We start from the raw sequence: 16,305 nt of genomic DNA on the forward strand, positions 1-16,305 counted from the left end.
CCGCATCCCCGTCAATACCGCGCCGTCAGCGACAGGCCGATCGTCCGCCCGAGGATCTCATAGGTATCCGGGAAGGTGTTGAACACGCCCCCCGAGGCGACGAAGGGCGGATCCTTGTCGAACATATTGTAGATGCCGGCCGTCATCGTGATGCCCGGTTCGAAATCATAGCTGGCGGACAGGTCGAACAGGTTCTGGGCCGGGATCGTCGCGGTGGACCCGACGGTGCTCGAGCGCACCTTGCCGATCCGGTTCCAGTCGAACTGGATCACACCCTTGTCCATCAGAACGCCGACGCCGGCGGTGTGGCGATAAGCGGGCTGGACCAAAGTCGTGCCGTCGCTGGAACAGGTCGCACCGAACGTCCCCTTGCACTGCACCGTCGCGACGGTGGGATTGGCCTGGATCTCGTAGGAGGTGACGATATTGCCGGAATAGCCAAAGCGCAGCCCATTGCCCGGCACCCAGTCGCCGCGCAGCGTGTAGCTGGCGGTGATGTCCAGCCCGCGCTGCAACAGCCGGCCGAGATTCTGGTTGTTGACGAAGGCGTCGCGGAACGAACCGTCGGCGTTCCGGGTGACTAGCTGACACAGCGGATTGCCCGCGCTGGGATTGGTGACATAGCAGCTGGTGATCGCGGCGATCGGCTGAATGACGCCCACCGCGCCGCGCAGATCGAGCTGATACCAGTCGACCGTGAGGTTCAGCCCCGGCACGAACGTCGGCGTGATCACCACGCCGGCGGTGGTGGTATAACCGGTCTCGGGCTGCAGATCGGGGTTGCCACCATAATAATATTGGCCGGTCAGATACCCCGGCGCGGTCGAGTTCGCCGATCCCGCCGCGGGCGCGCCGAACCGCTGGCACTGCGCGCGATCCCCGGTGCCCAGCACGCAGGGATCACCGCCGTATCGCGGCTTCAGCCGGTCGACGGTGACGAGATTGCTGAACGGCAGCGACGACAGGCCGGCGGCGAACTCCCCGAAATTGGGCGTGCGCAATACGCGCTGATAGGTGCCGCGCAACCGCAGGTTGCGATCGACTTCCCAATTGCCCTCGACCTTCCAGGTGCCGCGCGTGCCGAACAGGTTATAGTCGGAAAGGCGATAGGCGCCCCCCGCGCTCAACTTCCGGATCAGCGGCAGATCGTGGAGCAGCGGGACCAGGATCTCGCCATACAGCTCCTTCACATCGAACGCCCCGCGATAGGCGGCCTGCACCCCCTGCCGATAGGTATTGCCGGTCAGCAGCGCGGTATCCTGATCGATGCTGGCAGTCTCCCGGCGATATTCGACGCCGACCGCGAAGCCGATCGGGCCGGCGGGAAGCGCGAACAGCTCTTCCAGCGTGCCGCTGATCGTCCCGGCGGCGACGAACTGGTCGCGCTTGCGGTTGAAGCCGTTGATCGGGGACCCCAGCGCGCCCGCGATCCCCGGTTGATTGGGGCCGAAGATGTTGACCGTATTGGCCACCGCCGCGAAATTGTTCGCGCCCGCGCTGTTCGTCACCAACCCGTCGCCGGTGATCAGCGAGTTTTCGGTCGAGCGGCCATATTGCGCATAAACATTCCAGCGGATCGCATCGCTCAGCGGGCCGCGCAGCCCCGTCTGCACCTGCACGGTGTTGCGCTCGGTTTCGTAGGTGACCAGCCCGAGTTCGGCGAGCGAGCGGACGACATTCACCTGCGCCGCACCATTGACGAAGGTCAGCTGGTTGCGGATCGGATCGGTGAGGAACGGGTTCGTCGCGCTGATCGATACGGTGCGGTTTACCGACACCGGCGTTGCCCCGGGCGTGCCGGTCTCGCTGGTGCGCGTATTGGTGTACATCGCGCGCCCATAGAGCTCGACCGCCGGCACGATCTGATACTTGTACAGCGCGGCAACGTTGATCCGCTTCAGCGGAGACACCAGCGGATAGTTCGACGACAGGTTTGACACACCGGTCGGGCTGGTCGTGAATTCGCCATTGTCCGTGAAACCGAACCGGCGCCCGCTCGCCACGTCGGTGAAGACGCCGCCGATCGCGGGGATCGTCTGCGTCGGCGTCGCGGCCCAGTCGCGCTGTCCGGCGCGGATCAGATCGCGCTGCGTATAGTCCGCCGCGATGACGATGTTGCCGCGATCGCCCAGCCCCTGCCCCAGCATGATCGATGCGCCATATTGCGCACCGCCGTTGGTCGACAGGCGGCCCACCGCGCTACCGCGAATGCCCTTGAAATCGTCGTTGAGGATGAAATTGACGACCCCCGCGACCGCATCCGCGCCATAGACCGCCGCCGCACCGCCGGTCAGCACGTCGGTGCGCTTGATCAGCGAGGCGGGAATGCTGTTGACGTCGACCGAGTTGCGGAAGCTGAACGGCGCCGCGCGCGTGCCGTCGATCAGCACCAGTGACCGGCTCTGACCGAAATTGCGCAGTTCCAGCACTTGCGCGCCAAAGGCGTCGCTGCCCTGCGATCCCTGACGCACCCCGCCCGACAATTGCGGCAGCTTGGTGGAAAAATCCTCGATCGTCAGGGCGGATTGCAGCCTGATCTGCTGCTCGGTGGTGGATGCGACAGGGCTGCTGCTGGTCAGCCCCGGCACCGGGATGCGCGTGCCGGTAACGACGATATCGGGGTCGGCGACAGGATCGGCGGCCGCTTCGCTCGGCAGGGCGGTGCTGGGCTGCGGCGCCGCTTGCGCGAATGCCGGCCCATGGCACAAGGACACCGCCATCGCGGCAACAGCGACGGCATGGCGTTGCGGACGCAGCTTCATCGACCCCACTCCCCAGATAATCTCATCGCGCGACGGGCGATCACCCGCCCTGTTCGCATACCACTAGGTATCGGTGATGTCGTATAGCTGTAAAGTACCGGTCTGCTATTGGTGTCATTCATTTGCGGTTTGTGATCGATAACCGCCGGGTTTGACGCAGCCCATCCCTTGCGGACCGGGATGCGGCCCTATATCGCCGCGCCCGTCGCGCGCGCCTCTTTCGGGTTTCCGGCCGCCGCGCCCGTTTTCGAGCCCGCATCGTTGGAGAAGCCGGATGGCGTGGCTCGTCCTCGGCATTGCCGTGATAACCGAGATAGTGTGGGCGCTCAGCCTGAAATGGGCCGCGATGCGCGGCGGGTTGCTGGTATCGGCGGTGCCGGTGACGCTGAGCTTCGTCAACATGGGGCTGCTCGCCCTCGCGATGCGCGGATTGCCGGCCGGAACCGCCTATGCGGTCTGGACCGGGCTCGGCGCGGTCGGCGTGACGATCCTGGGCGCGATGCTGTTCGGTGAGAGGATCAACGCCACGCAAGGCATGTTCATCGGCCTGATCATCATTGGCGTCGTCGGCACGAAATTCTTCGCCACCAGCTGACACTGCGCCCCAAAAGGACCGAGATGCAGCGTCGCCGTCCGACGTGGGTTCATTCAGTACCGCTCAACCCCGTCATGTGCGTCTCAGTGGCAACGATCGGGCGCTCCGCCAGGCATTGCGCGAGCGCGGACGCCATGTCGTCCTTGCGGAACGGCTTGGTCAGCGGCGTCAGGCCGGCGACAGCGCCATCGAACGCCGCCCCGGTATAGCCCGACACCAGCAGGATCGCGATGTCGGGGCAGCTTCGACGCACCCGCGCCGCCAGATCGATCCCGGTCATCCCGGGCATCAGGTGGTCGGTGACGAGCACATCGAATCGCTCACCCCGGTCCAGCAGCCGCTGCGCCTCGTCGGCGGAGGCGGTTTCGACCACCTGATGGCCCAGGTCCTGCAATATGTCGGCCGTCGATGCGCGGACCAGATCCTCATCGTCGACCAGCAGGATGCGACGCGCCCGCGATGCGTCCACCTCCGCCGCCTGGGGGGCGATCACGATCGCCTCCAGCGGGGGCTCGCACAATGGCAGCCATAGATCGATCACCGTGCCGCTGCCCAGCGCGCTGCGGATCGTCAAGGCGCCGCCGAGCTGCGAGGCCAGTCCATGCACCATCGACAGGCCCAGACCGGTGCCCTTGCCGATGCCCTTGGTGGAAAAGAATGGCTCCACCGCGCGCGTCAGGGTCGCCTGATCCATGCCGGTGCCGCTGTCCGCTACCGACAGACGCAGATAATCGCCGGGCGACAGCGGCAGGGCCGTCTCCGCGACAATCGGCTCCAGCGCGACATCGATCCGCAGCGTGCCGCCCGCCGGCATCGCGTCGCGCGCATTCACCGCCAGGTTGAGCAATGCCATTTCGAGCTGGTTGGGGTCGGCCCGCGCGCACGGCAGGCCGGCCGGGGCATGGACCTCGACCATGATCCGCGGCCCGGTCGTGCTGTCGATCAAGTCGCGCATCCCGGCGATCAGCCCCGCCATATCGACCGGGACGAGTTGCAGCGGCTGGCGCCGCGCGAAGGCAAGCAGCCGCTGTACCAGCGTTTTGGCGCGATCCGCCGATTGCGCCGCCCCCGCAATCAGCCGCCGGGTACGGTCGTTGCCCAATTCCATCCGCTGCAACAGATCCAGCGCCCCGACGATCGGCGTCAGCAGATTGTTGAAATCGTGGGCGACGCCGCCGGTCAGCTGGCCCATCGCCTCCATCTTCTGCGCCTGACGCAGCGCTTCCTGCGCTTCCAGCAGCTGCGCCTCGCGCCGCAGCCGCCGCGTCACATCGGTGACGAATTGATAGACGCCGGTCTGCCGCCCCGCCCCGTCAAACAGAGGGCGGAACGTGACCTCATGATAGGATTGCGCGTGATCGGGGTCGCCGAAACCGTCGACGAAAGTGGCCTGCCGCCCCTGCATGCCGCGCGCCCAGCCGTCGCGGACCCGCGCCTGCAAATCGGGGCGATCCGCCAGCAGCGCCAGCAAATTGTCACCCGCACGCGGGCGAACGCCGAAGATCCGCTGGAATTCGTCGGCATTGGCGGCGTTGATCGCCAGCACGCGATACCCAAGATCAATCGCCATCACCATGACGTCAGTCGATTCGATGAGCTGCGTCAGCAGGTTGCGCTCGGCGGTACGCTCCGCCACGCGGCGTTCGAGCGTCGCGTTCAGATCGCGCAGCCCCTCCTCCGCAAGCCTGCGGTCATGAATATCGACCGACGATCCCACCCAGCGCAGCACTTCCCCGGTGGCGGGGTTCCGCCATGGATTCGCGCGATCGAGGAACCAGCGATAGTCGCCCGTCGCGGAGCGGATGCGATGTTCGCACGCATGCGGCATCCCGGTCGCGCGCGCATAGGCGAACGATGCGATGAGATGCGGGGCATCCTCCGGGTGAACGACCCCCTCGACAATCCCGCCCGCGGATTTCACGAGCAGCTTCGACCGATCGGCGGTTCCGGTGTAGCGTGCGAACTGGCGATTGAGGAACACGATCTGCCCATTCGCATCCGCGATCCAGACGATATGCGGCACGGCATCGAACATCGATCGAAACGACAGCAAATCGTCCAGCGGCGACATCGCGCCACCCCCCGGCGTCGTTGAAACTGGTCCGGCCTGTCCCACCGTTACCTTTCCTGCTGGCGGACTCGCGCCGAGTCCCGGTGCATTCATTTTGGGTACATCCATTTGATGACGGCGTCATGTATCGTCGGCTTTATCCCGGGCGGCACATCGCCGGCGGCGACATGGGCGCGCGCGGCGGGCTGCACGCCCCAAAAGGAAGATCACGCCTTTCGAATCACTTGCCAGGCATATCAGGCACGTGCAGGCACCGATCATGCACAAGATGCTGATCGCGGCGCTTTTGATCGCCTCTTGTCCGAGCCAGGCACTCGCCTGGGGCAAGACTGGCCATCGCGTCATCGCGCAGATCGGCGACGCCCATCTGTCACGACGCGCCCGTGCACAGGTCACCCGCATCCTTGGCGTCGAAACGATGGCGGAAGCGTCGAACTGGCCCGATTTCATGAAATCGAGCCCTGAGCCATATTGGCAGCGGCAGGCGAGCCCGTGGCATTACGTCACCGTTCCGAGCGGCAAGAGCTATGCGGAGACGGTCCCGCCGCCGGAAGGCGACGCGGTCGTCGCGCTGACGCGCTTCAGCGCGACATTGCGCGACCCGCGCGCCACGATCGAGGACAAGCGCCACGCGCTGCGCTTCGTCATCCATATCGTCGGCGACCTCGCGCAACCACTGCACAGCGGCAACGGCGTCGATCGCGGCGGAAACGACCTGAAGGTAACGTGGTTCGGCAAGCCGACCAATCTGCACAGCGTCTGGGACGTCGAACTGATCGACGACGAACAGCTTTCCTATTCGGAAATGGCCGCGTGGCTCAACGCGCGGATCACGCCCGCGCTGGTACGCGAATGGAGCGATACCGATCCCCGGCAGTGGATCGCCGACGCGGTGGCGGTGCGCGATCAGATCTACCCCGCCAGCGGGGAAACGGCGCTGGGCTACAGCTATATCTATCGAAACACCCCGCGCATGGAGGTGCAACTGGAAAAGGGCGGCATCCGCCTTGCCGCCTATCTCAACGCGCTGTTCCGCTAGCCCGCCGAGGTCATACGAAGCCGAGGTTCCAGGTCGAGCTGTCGTAATTGCCGATATTGGGCAGGACGGTGCGCATGTCGCCCGCCCCGACGCCGAACCATGATGCCAGGGTCGCGGCATATTGGTCGACCGAAACCGCGGGCAACAGCCGCCCCTGCCCCACATCGTCAGCGGTATTGTTACCAACGACCGGCGCCCGCCCGTAGAAGCGCTGCCCCGCCACCGCGCCGCCCATCACGAAATGGTGGCTGCCCCAGCCATGATCCGAACCGTCGTCGTTCGACTGCAGCGTGCGCCCGAAATCAGACGCGGTGAAGCTGGTCACCTGTTGCGCGACGCCCATCGCCACCGTCGTATCGTAAAAGGCCTTCATCGCATCGGACACCTTGCCGATCAGCGTGGGATGCTGCGCCATCAGCAGATCGTGCATGTCGAACCCGCCGATCGAGACGAAAAACACCTGCCGCCGGATGCCCAGCGTCTGCGACGCGGTGATCATCCGCGCCACCATCCGCAGCTGATCGGCAAGGCTGTTGTTGCTGGGGAAGAGCGGGAAGCCCGATGCCGGGGCCGCCCCCAGCGCGCTCGACAGCGTGGCATAGGTATCCAGCGCGCGCTTCGATACGCGCGCATGTTCATTGGCGAACATCTGCGTGCTCTGCGCGGTCATCAACGTGCGCAGCGTGGTGGCGGCGGTCGACGATCCGTACAGCGACTTGGCATTGTTGAGCAGCGCGACCGGCCCGCCGGTGCCCACCGCATATTGGACGGCCTGCTTCCCCGCGAGGAAGACGGCATTGCCGCTGGTATTGACGCAGGTGAGCGTGGAGGCGCCGTTCCCGCTCATGAACAGGTCGCCCATGCGCCCACCCCAGCCGCTGGTCGCGCCTTCGGGACTGGATGCCTGGAAATAGCTCGTCTGATCGTTGTGGCTGAACAGCTTCGGCGGCAGCTTCACCGAATTCTGCTGATATTGCGCCTTGGTGGTGGGCTGAACGAGCGTGCCGAGATTCAGCACCACTGCTGCCTTGCCGTCGGCGAACAACGACGCAAGGCCGCCCATCGTCGGCGCCAGCGCATATTGCCGCCCGCCATCCAGCCCAGTGCGCGGGGTGAGCAGCGTATTGGCCAGCGCGTCGCGCTGCAGGCCGATATTGGCGCGCGCCGCCCAATAGGCGTTGTAGCTCGCCTGGTCGTAAGGCACCACCGTGTTCGCGTAATCGTTGCCGCCCGCCAGATAGACGCACACCAGCGCCTTGTAATCAGTCGCGGTCGCGGCGGCGGCGTCACCGATCGCGGACAAGGTCGTCAGGAAGGGAGCGGCGGTGCCCGCGAGCGCCAGTTGGCCGGTACGCCGCAGGAAGGCGCGGCGCGATTGATCGTGCTGGAAGCGGCTCATCACTTCACCGTCAGATATTCGGGCGACGCAAGCGTCAGGAGGATCGCGATCTGCGTGCGCAGCGTCGCGGCGTTGGTGGCGGTGCTCGCGACGCTGTCGACCGCGGCGCGGATCGCGGTGATCGCGTCGCTGCCCAATTGCCCCGCCGCCAGGACGAGGTTGACCTCGTCGACCAGCGCGGCGCTGTCGGACGCCTTGGCGGCGAGTGCGGTATAGTCCGGCTTCATATCGCCGGTGCCGTTCGCCACCAGCGTGCTCATATAGTTGACATAGGCGACCACCGACTGTTCGTTGGTGATCTGGAATTCGGGCGCGACCAGCCCCGCCCCGGCGATCGCGGTGTCGGGGGGCGCATAGCCGGGGCGGAAGAAGTTGAACACCGACGGGCTGCGCCCCATCGACTGGCCCAGGCGCGATGACGGGCTGGACGTATCCCCGATCGCCCAGGCATTCGACGGCGAGGTAACGCCATAGGCGCGCGCCCAGCCGGTCAGGCGCATCACCGGCTCACGCAGCTTGCCCGCGCTGGCGCTGGAGAGCGCGGCGTCGCCACGCGCCTCGCTGTCGAGCAGGATCGCGCGGATCACTGCCTTCATGTCCCCGCGCACGCCGCTGCCATTGTCGGCGAAGACGGTCGCGACGCGCTGAATGTAGGCGGGTGACGGATTGCTGGTCACCAATCGCTGGATCAGCTGCTTTGACACGAACGGCGGCACATTGGGATGCGCGACGATGGCATCGAGCGCGGCGTTGATCGCCGCCATGCCCCCGCCCGAGACGGTGGTACCCAGAAAGGTCGACGTGCCGGTTTCGTTGAGCCCCGCGTTCATCACCAGCGGCTGCCGCATCCGATCGGGGGTGGTATTGTCGTTGGACGCCAGTTGCAGCCCGGTGAACACGCGCGCAAGGCCGGTCACATCCGCCTGTCCATAGGTTTCGAGCGGTACGCCGCCCGACGTCTTCACGCTGCCATCCATGTTCAGCTGGTACAGCCCCAGCGTGAACAGCTGCATCAGCTCACGCGCGTAATTTTCGTCCGGTTGTGCGCCGGTATTGGCATTCGCCTTGCGGTTGTTGAGGAAGGTCAGGAAAGACGCCATCGCCGCGTTGGTGGTGATCGCGCCGATCAGCGTGCGGAAACTGCCGAACGCATTGTCGAGCAGCACATCGACATAGGCCGCCATCGCGAATTGCGCCCACGACAGGTTCACGCCGCCGATGCCGACCACCAGCATGTCCAGCAACGCCATGCCGACCCGTTGCCGCAACTGATCCGGCTCGGCGATCAGCTGGCGCCACATCGTCGGATCGAACCCGGTTTCGATATTCATGTTGGCGGTGACGTTGAAACCGTTCTTCACCAGCCAATCCCAATGCGACGTCGCGCGCGGCATCGCGAACTGATCGGTCAACCAGCCCTCGAACCCCCGGGACACCAGCGCATCGATCGAGCCACGGGTCGCGCCCATCGTGGCCTGGCCCAGAAACCGGCTGGACTGCGCCGCCGACAGCGCGACCGGGGCAACCGTCACCGGTGTGGTGGACGACGATGTACCGGAAGTCGCACCGTCCCCGCCGCCGCCCCCGCAGGCCGCCAGCAAGAACGCCGGCAACGCCGCGCCGCCAGCCTTCACCGCGGACGGCGTGGCTACCGCATCAACCGCCAGCGTGCCGCGATCATCGGCCACGCGCAATCCATCGCTGTCCAGCATCGAACCCCCTGCCCGGTGCTGATACCCCTCACCGGCCCGAGCGCTGACACTAACGACGGGTCGTTAACGAAAACTAACCTTCACGATCGCTACGGCGCGCGCCGGCGTCGGTTTGACGCAACGCGCCGCCGTCACGCGGTGGCCAGCACCCCGGTTGCGACCACCGGCCCGGTGGGCGCGGCGCCGGGCGCACCGCCCAACGGCTCGATTGAAACCGCGATCGTGTCGGTTGGGCGCGGCAGCTCCCGCACGGTCAGGGTGATCCGCCCGGCCGCGTCGGTATGCAATATCCCCAGCGCCACCGGCACCTTGTCCGGGCCGATCCGCCAAAACTCCGCGCTGCGGCCCGCCGGCACCTCGATCGCGCCGCCCAGCCGCAGCGTTCGTGTCGTCTGGTCGATCACGATCGCCACCGGCGCGCGCTCCTGCCCCGGTGTGGGGGCCAGTGCCGCGACCAGCAGCGGGCGCTGCGCCGGGGCGACGGGCACTGGCATCGGGGGCGGGGAAGCCGGGATCAGCAGCATCGCCGCAAGGGACGCCGCGATCGCGCCACCCGCCACCCCCGCGCCCAACCAGCGCCAGCGAGGCGCGCTCTTGCCGGGTAACGCCAGGGGTGCCGTTCCATCCCGCTCGTGAGGTTCGCGCAGCAATGCCTCGATCCGCTCTTCCAGCGCCGGCGGCGGCGTGGCACCGGCGTATTCGGCCAGCAACGGCGCCAACTTCAACTGCCACCACGCCACCTCTTCGGCGAAGGCGGGGTCGGCGAGCAATCGCTCCAGCGCCGCCGCGCGATCGGCATCGTCGAGCAGGCCCAGCACAAGTTCGGCGGCAAGAAGGCGATCGTTAGCGGTCATCGTCGAGGCAATCCCGTAAACGAAGCAATGCGCGTCGTACCATCGACTTCATCGTCGGCAACGGCACCTCGGCGCGTTCCGCGAGTTGCGAATAGGTGAACCCGTCCATGAACGCGGAGCGGATCGCCGCACGCGGGCGATCCTCCAGCGCGTCGAGGCAGGCCCGCAACCGCGCCACCTCCTCCTCGCTGATCAGCGCTTCGTCGGCCTCGACAGCATCGTCGGCGGGCTCGCCGGGCCACGCAGCGCCGGGCGCCGGAAGCGGGTCGGGCGCCGGCCGTCGATTGGCACGCCGCCAGTCGAGCGCGCGATTGCGAGCGATCGCCGCCAGCCACGTGACCGGGCTGGCGCGCGTCGCGTCGAACGATCCCGCCCGCCGCCAGATGGTAAGATAGACTTCCTGCAAGACGTCTTCCGCTGCCTGTCGTTCGCCGCAGATACGTAGGCAGATGCCAAACAGCTTCCTGACCGTCAGATCATAGACGCGGCGGAACGCGACGCGATCGGCGAACCCGGTGGCGATCAGCGCCCCGCGCAGGGCCTCCCGCCGGGCTCGTAGCGTCGCGGATGGGTCCGCTGGGTACGGTTCCGGACGCTTCACCATAATTCCTGACGACCCTGCATCCACTTCATTGCCGGAAACGTATCTACAACCGCCCGATCAAGCAAAGATCGTTTTGTTTCTGCGCTCGGGCCAAGGGAGGTGCCGAAGTGACCACGCAAGAAGATCAATTGATCGAAACCTTCGAAGCCCGATCGCGCCGTCGCGCCGATCGTCGCGCATTCTTCACCGCCGCCATCGGCGCGGCTGCCGTCGGCTCTGCCTTCGCTTATTCGGATCCGGCCAAGGCGCAGGCCAGTGTCACTGACGCGGACATCCTGAATTTCGCGCTCAACCTCGAATATCTCGAGGCGCAATTCTATCTCTACGCAGTCAATGGCGCGGGTCTGCCCGCCAATCTGACGACGAGCGGCAGTGGCGCGGCCGGCGGCACCGTAACCGGCGGCGCGGCGGTCAATTTCACCGGCGAAACGTTGATCGGTGCGTATGCGCGCGAGATCGCCGCCGATGAGCAGGCGCATGTCGCCTTCCTGCGCACCGCGCTGGGCAGTTCAGCGGTAGCAATGCCCAACATCAACATTTCCGGCGATGCCAACGGCCCCTTCACCGCCGCTGCGCGTGCCGCGGGCGTGGTCGGCTCGACGGGGGTGTTCAACCCCTATGGCAGCCCGACCGACTTCCTGCTCGGGGCGTTCATCTTCGAAGACGTCGGCGTCACCGCCTATAAGGGCGCGGCGGCGTTGATCAGCAACAAGACCTTCCTCGAGGCAGCGGCAGGCATTCTCGCGGTGGAGGCCTATCACGCCGCGATCGTGCGGACGACGCTGTACGCGCGCGGCGTACAGGCGCTGATCGACGCGACCGAGAAGATTTCGGCGGCGCGCGACACGCTCGATGGCTCGACGGTCGACGATGCGGTCCGCGGTCTTGGCATCGACGATGACCAGGGGATCGCCCCGAGCGGTACCGCAAGCGCGCCGGTGTCCAACATCGCGCCGCTGAACAGCAACGGTCTCGCGTACAGCCGGTCGCCCGGCCAGGTGCTGAAGATCGTCTATCTCAGCTCCACCACCACCACCATGGGTGGCTTCTTCCCCAATGGCGTCAACGGCAACATCCGGTCGACCAGTTGACCGGCGGATGCCGCGAACACGCTTCAACAGACGCTATGCACAGGGAAATTCAATCATGATCGATCCGCACAAGGCTCTCGATATTCTGACCGCCGCCGACGCCCGACGCGCCGCGCGCCGCCAGTTCCTCAAATTCGCCGGCACCAGCACACTCGTCGCGGGTGGCGCGGCATTGCTGTCGGGCTGCTTCGACAATGACGAGGATCTTCCCATCCCCTCGCCGACCCCCTCACCATCGCCGACCCCGACCAGCGCGGCGCCCTCGGACAGCGACGTCCTCAATCTCGCGCTGAACCTGGAATATCTCGAAGCACAATTCTATCTCTACGCCGTCAATGGCACTGGCCTGCCGGCGAGCCTGACGTCCAGCGGCAGCGGCGCCGCGGGCGGCACCGTGACCGGTGGCGCGCAGGTGAATTTCGCGAGCGACCCGCTGGTTGGCGCCTATGCGCGTGAGATCGCGGCGGACGAGCAGGCGCATGTCGCGTTCCTGCGCACCGCGCTCGGCAGCGCGGCGGTGGCGATGCCGAACATCAATATCTCCGGCGACGCCAATGGCGCGTTCACCGCAGCCGCCCGCGCGGCAGGGGTGATCGGCAGCACCGACACGTTCAACCCCTATGCTTCGCCAGAACTCTTCTTGCTGGGCGCCTTCCTGTTCGAGGACGTCGGCGTCACTGCGTACAAGGGCGCGGCGCCGCTGTTGACCAACAAGACCTATCTGGAGGCCGCCGCCGGCATCCTTGCGGCGGAAGCCTATCACGCCGGGCTGGTCCGCACCGTGCTGACCGCAAAGGGCATCGCGACCAGTGCGCTCGTCACCAACGCGGGCAAGATCTCCGACGCGCGTGACCTGCTTGACGGCACCCCCACCAATGACGACGTCCGCGGCATCGGCGCCGATGACGATCAGGGCATCGCACTGGCCGGCACGACGGCGGCGCCGATCGCCAATATCGTTCCGACCAACAGCAACGGGCTCGCCTACAGCCGGTCGAGCGCGCAGGTGCACAACATCGTGTATCTCAACGCCACGGGCGCCAACCGTACCAGCGGCGGCTTCTTCCCGAACGGGACCAACAATCCCAACGCGAGCCTGCGCGTCGGCCTCTGATCGACCCGTATCTTCCTCGACGCGGCGGTGCTCCCCTGCCCGCCGCGTCCTTTTTTTTGGATTGACCCTACCGCCAGCCGCCGCGCCGCGCGGCCTCTTCCGCCGCACGATCGAGTGGCTCGCCAGCGATCATCGCATCGACCACCTGCGCGGTCGCGTCATCGTCTCCCGCCATGCGATAATCGGTGACGGCATGCGTCACGGGCACTGCGTAGCGTAGCTGCCACGCGGACGGCCCCCGACACGCCACACCGGCAACATGCTGCCCGGTGAAACGACGACACAGACGACCGTCCTGCGCCCGAAACGAGAGGTTCACCCGTATCGGGCCCGCCTCACCCGACAATTGCCGGTCGAGCGCGCCGCCGATCGGCGCGGCCAGCGCCAGCGCGTCGGTTCGATCGCCCAGACCGACGGGCACGCGGCTATTGTGGCCGATCACGACCCCGACGATCAGGCTGGCAGCGATCGCGCCACCGACGCCCCACCAGCCTCGCCGGGCCGTGCCGCTCGGGGCGGCAGCGGCGGCACGCTCCGCCCGGACCGCCGCCAGCGAGATGATGGGGGCCGGTGCGGGCGAGGTCGGGCTGCTGACGGTCTGCGCGGATCGCGCGAGGGGATCGAACGCCGCCGCGAACCGCGCCTTCATCGCACGATGCCGCTCCGCCAGCTCGCGCAGCGCTGGTTCCGCCGCCGCCCGGGCCGCGACGCGCGCGGCGGTGGCATCGTCCAGCTCGCCATCGACCCAGGCGATGATCATGGCCTCATCAACGCTGTCGGCCATCGCCTATGCCTCCATCATCGCCAACAACGCCTGGCGTCCACGCACCAGCCGGCTGGTCAGCGTCCCCATCGGTATATCGAGGACGCCCGCCGCGTCCGCATAGGACAGCCCCTCGATCATCACCAGCGCCACCGCCTCGCGCTGCTCGTCGGGCAGCCGCGCCAGCGCCCGCATCAGGTAGGAGAGCTCGACCCGCGATTCCGCACCCCCGTCCATCCCGACCGCCAGCCCCTGCTCCTCCGGCGCCAGCGGCGCATCGCGACGGCGTGTCGCGCGCGTCGTATCGATCCACAGGTTGCGCAGGATGCGATAGGCCCAGGCCTCGAAGTTGCTGCCGACCTGCCACTGGTCGCGCGCGCGCAGCATCCGCTCCGCCGCCGCCTGCACCAGATCGTCCGCGTCGGCGGGGCTGCGCGTCAGCCCATGCGCGAACCGCCGCAGCCGCGGCAGCACGTCGGGCAAGCGTCGTTCGACCTCGTGCAAGGATGCTCCGTCCGGTTCGCATACGGATGAAACGACACCCGCTTGTCGTTTCATCCCTTGAACGGCAAAAAAAGGGAAGATGATGATCAAGCCTTGGGTGCTCATCGCGGGCCTGGCGCTGGTATCGCCGGCGAGCGCGCAATTGCTCGGCGGCGGCGGCGTGGGTGGCACCGTCGGCCCGCTGGTGGGCGGCGTGACCGGCCCGTTGCTGGATCTGCCGCGCGGGACGTCCTCCGTCGCGGCGCGCGCCATCGGTGATCTCGGCGGCCCGCTGATGGCGGTCGACGGCGCGATACGGGATTTGAGCCCGGCCGATCTGCTGTCGCTGCGCCGCGCCCGCCTGCGCGCGCTGGTACGCGATCATCGTGCCGAGCTGGACGTGGATGATGACGGCAATCCGATCCGCCGCGATACGATCCTCGCCATCGGGCTGGCCCCGGGGGCGGTGGCGGCGATCAGGGCCGCCGGCTTCACGATCACCGAAGCGGACGGTGCCTCGACGCTCGACATCGGCGTCGTCACGCTCACGCCGCCCAGCGGCCGCTCACCGCGCAAGGCGCTCGACACGCTGCGCACGCTCGATCCAGCCGCGACGTTCAGCTTCGACCATATCTACGAACCCGCGCATGCGCCGCTCGCGCCGCTGCCCGGTGTCGCGCCGGCGGCGGGAAGCACGGAAGCCGGTACCCGCGCACCGATCGGCTTGATCGACGGTGGCGTCGGCCAGCATGCCGCGTTCGCGGGGGTCATGATCGAGCAACGTGGCTTCGCGGGTACGCCGCGACCCAGCGGGCACGGCACCGCCGTGGCTTCGCTGCTGGTCGGTCGGGTGGGCGCGTTTCACGGCGCCGCGCCGGGCACGCCGCTGTTGGTGGCGGACGTCTATGGCGGCAACGCGAGCAACGGCTCTGCCGCCGCGATCCTGCGCGCGATGGGATGGCTGGCGCAACGCGGCGTGCGCGTCATCAACATCAGCCTGGTCGGCCCGCCTAACGCGGTGCTGGCGGCGGGGGTCCATGCTTTGGCGGCACGCGGCATCCGGCTGGTCGCGGCGGTTGGCAACGACGGTCCCGCCGCGCCACCGGCCTATCCCGCCTCCTACCCCGGCGTGATCGCCGTCACCGGCGTCGATGCGCGGGGCAGAGCGCTGATCGAGGCGGGCAAGCCCCTCCATCTCGATTTTGCCGCGCCGGGGGCGGACATGGTCGGCGCGCTGCCGGGCGGCGGATGGGGGCGCGTGCGCGGTACCAGTTTCGCGGCGCCGCTGGTCAGCGCTCGGCTGGCACTGGCGGGCACGGTCGACGCCCTCGCGGCGGAAGCACGCCCCGGCCACGGCCGCGTCGGCCGCGGCGTGGTATGTGGAAGCTGCGCGATCGCGCCGCGCGCGGTGGGGCTTAGATAAGCGACAGGCCACCAAAAAAAATACAGCGGGCGGGATGAAACGGCAGAACGGTGTCGTTGCTCTTTCAGAAGCCGGACGGAAACCCAGCCGTCTGGCCTGTCGATGAAAAGGAGACAGATGATGAGCAACGGCAATCCCCATCGGATCGGCCTGATGATCGCGGCGGCATTGGTGACCGGCCTGGCTACCCTGCCCGCGTCCGCGCAATTGCTCGGCGGTGGCGGCGGCGTGCTCGGCGGTGCCGGTGGCCTGGGCGGCACGGTCGGCAGCACGTTGGGTGGTGCCGGCGGGATCGACCACAGGCTCGGCTCCGCGACGGGCGGCGCGTCGAACCGGATCACCGGATCGGGCAGCGCCAGCGGCTCACGCTCGGTCGACACCCGATCAGGCAAGGT

Annotated in this window: 13 protein-coding genes and 1 pseudogene; 6 read left to right on the plus strand and 8 right to left on the minus strand. The window is 67.3% G+C overall.

Annotated elements, in window-relative coordinates:
* Positions 1–11 precede the first annotated feature (11 nt).
* A complete protein-coding gene (locus tag ACFDSW_RS02905) occupies positions 12–2,762 on the minus strand; it encodes a TonB-dependent receptor domain-containing protein (protein WP_375248769.1) in 2,751 nt (916 codons plus the stop codon).
* Positions 2,763–3,036: 274 nt separating this feature from the next.
* Here ACFDSW_RS02905 and ACFDSW_RS02910 point away from each other — a divergent pair, with 274 nt between their 5' ends.
* Positions 3,037–3,357 carry a DMT family transporter gene (locus ACFDSW_RS02910; RefSeq protein ID WP_375248770.1) on the plus strand — a complete coding sequence of 107 codons (321 nt, stop codon included), beginning with the start codon at positions 3,037–3,039 and terminating at the stop codon, positions 3,355–3,357.
* A gap of 49 nt (positions 3,358–3,406) precedes the next feature.
* On the opposite strand, the gene ACFDSW_RS02915 is transcribed toward ACFDSW_RS02910, so the two are convergent.
* Entirely contained in the window at positions 3,407–5,428 is a 2,022-nt protein-coding gene (locus ACFDSW_RS02915; protein WP_375248771.1) for an ATP-binding protein, read from the minus strand.
* Positions 5,429–5,672: 244 nt separating this feature from the next.
* Here ACFDSW_RS02915 and ACFDSW_RS02920 point away from each other — a divergent pair, with 244 nt between their 5' ends.
* A complete protein-coding gene (locus tag ACFDSW_RS02920) occupies positions 5,673–6,467 on the plus strand; it encodes a S1/P1 nuclease (RefSeq protein ID WP_375248772.1) in 795 nt (264 codons plus the stop codon).
* A 10-nt stretch (positions 6,468–6,477) separates the two neighbouring features.
* Here the strand turns inward: ACFDSW_RS02920 and ACFDSW_RS02925 are convergent, their stop codons facing one another.
* The 4 genes from ACFDSW_RS02925 to ACFDSW_RS02940 form a co-directional block, all read right to left on the minus strand.
* Positions 6,478–7,866, minus strand: a complete 1,389-nt coding sequence (locus ACFDSW_RS02925) for a DUF1501 domain-containing protein (RefSeq protein ID WP_375248773.1) — start codon at positions 7,864–7,866, stop codon at positions 6,478–6,480.
* Positions 7,866–9,578, minus strand: a complete 1,713-nt coding sequence (locus tag ACFDSW_RS02930) for a DUF1800 family protein (protein WP_375248774.1) — start codon at positions 9,576–9,578, stop codon at positions 7,866–7,868. The genes ACFDSW_RS02925 and ACFDSW_RS02930 overlap by 1 nt, the downstream gene beginning before the upstream one ends.
* A gap of 131 nt (positions 9,579–9,709) precedes the next feature.
* Positions 9,710–10,432: an anti-sigma factor domain-containing protein gene (locus tag ACFDSW_RS02935; protein ID WP_375248775.1), complete on the minus strand. Its 723-nt coding sequence runs from the start codon at positions 10,430–10,432 to the stop codon at positions 9,710–9,712.
* The gene (locus ACFDSW_RS02940) at positions 10,422–11,036 is read right to left on the minus strand and encodes a sigma-70 family RNA polymerase sigma factor (RefSeq protein WP_375248776.1); all 615 of its coding nucleotides are present in this window, start codon (positions 11,034–11,036) and stop codon (positions 10,422–10,424) included. The genes ACFDSW_RS02935 and ACFDSW_RS02940 overlap by 11 nt, the downstream gene beginning before the upstream one ends.
* 107 nt (positions 11,037–11,143) lie before the next feature.
* Between ACFDSW_RS02940 and ACFDSW_RS02945 the strand changes: the two genes are divergently transcribed.
* Together ACFDSW_RS02945 and ACFDSW_RS02950 are read left to right on the plus strand one after the other, a co-directional pair.
* A complete protein-coding gene (locus ACFDSW_RS02945; RefSeq protein WP_375248777.1) occupies positions 11,144–12,127 on the plus strand; it encodes a ferritin-like domain-containing protein in 984 nt (327 codons plus the stop codon).
* A 55-nt stretch (positions 12,128–12,182) separates the two neighbouring features.
* The gene (locus ACFDSW_RS02950) at positions 12,183–13,241 is read left to right on the plus strand and encodes a ferritin-like domain-containing protein (RefSeq protein WP_375248778.1); all 1,059 of its coding nucleotides are present in this window, start codon (positions 12,183–12,185) and stop codon (positions 13,239–13,241) included.
* Positions 13,242–13,308: 67 nt separating this feature from the next.
* Here ACFDSW_RS02950 and ACFDSW_RS02955 read toward each other — a convergent pair whose 3' ends face one another.
* Both ACFDSW_RS02955 and ACFDSW_RS02960 read right to left on the minus strand, forming a co-directional pair.
* Positions 13,309–14,025 carry a hypothetical protein gene (locus ACFDSW_RS02955; protein ID WP_375248779.1) on the minus strand — a complete coding sequence of 239 codons (717 nt, stop codon included), beginning with the start codon at positions 14,023–14,025 and terminating at the stop codon, positions 13,309–13,311.
* Positions 14,026–14,028: 3 nt separating this feature from the next.
* Positions 14,029–14,508 (minus strand): RNA polymerase sigma factor, encoded by a 480-nt coding sequence (locus ACFDSW_RS02960; RefSeq protein ID WP_375248780.1) that lies wholly within the window; start codon positions 14,506–14,508, stop codon positions 14,029–14,031.
* Between the two features lie 79 nt (positions 14,509–14,587).
* On the opposite strand from ACFDSW_RS02960, the gene ACFDSW_RS02965 reads away from it, so the two are divergent.
* Together ACFDSW_RS02965 and ACFDSW_RS02970 are read left to right on the plus strand one after the other, a co-directional pair.
* Positions 14,588–15,910, plus strand: a complete 1,323-nt coding sequence (locus ACFDSW_RS02965) for a S8 family serine peptidase (RefSeq protein ID WP_375248781.1) — start codon at positions 14,588–14,590, stop codon at positions 15,908–15,910.
* Positions 15,911–16,027: 117 nt separating this feature from the next.
* Positions 16,028–16,305 (plus strand): annotated as a pseudogene (locus tag ACFDSW_RS02970) (hypothetical protein); the annotation flags it as partial.

The organism is Sphingomonas sp., assembly GCF_042091075.1.
Taxonomy (GTDB): Bacteria; Pseudomonadota; Alphaproteobacteria; order Sphingomonadales; family Sphingomonadaceae; genus Sphingomonas.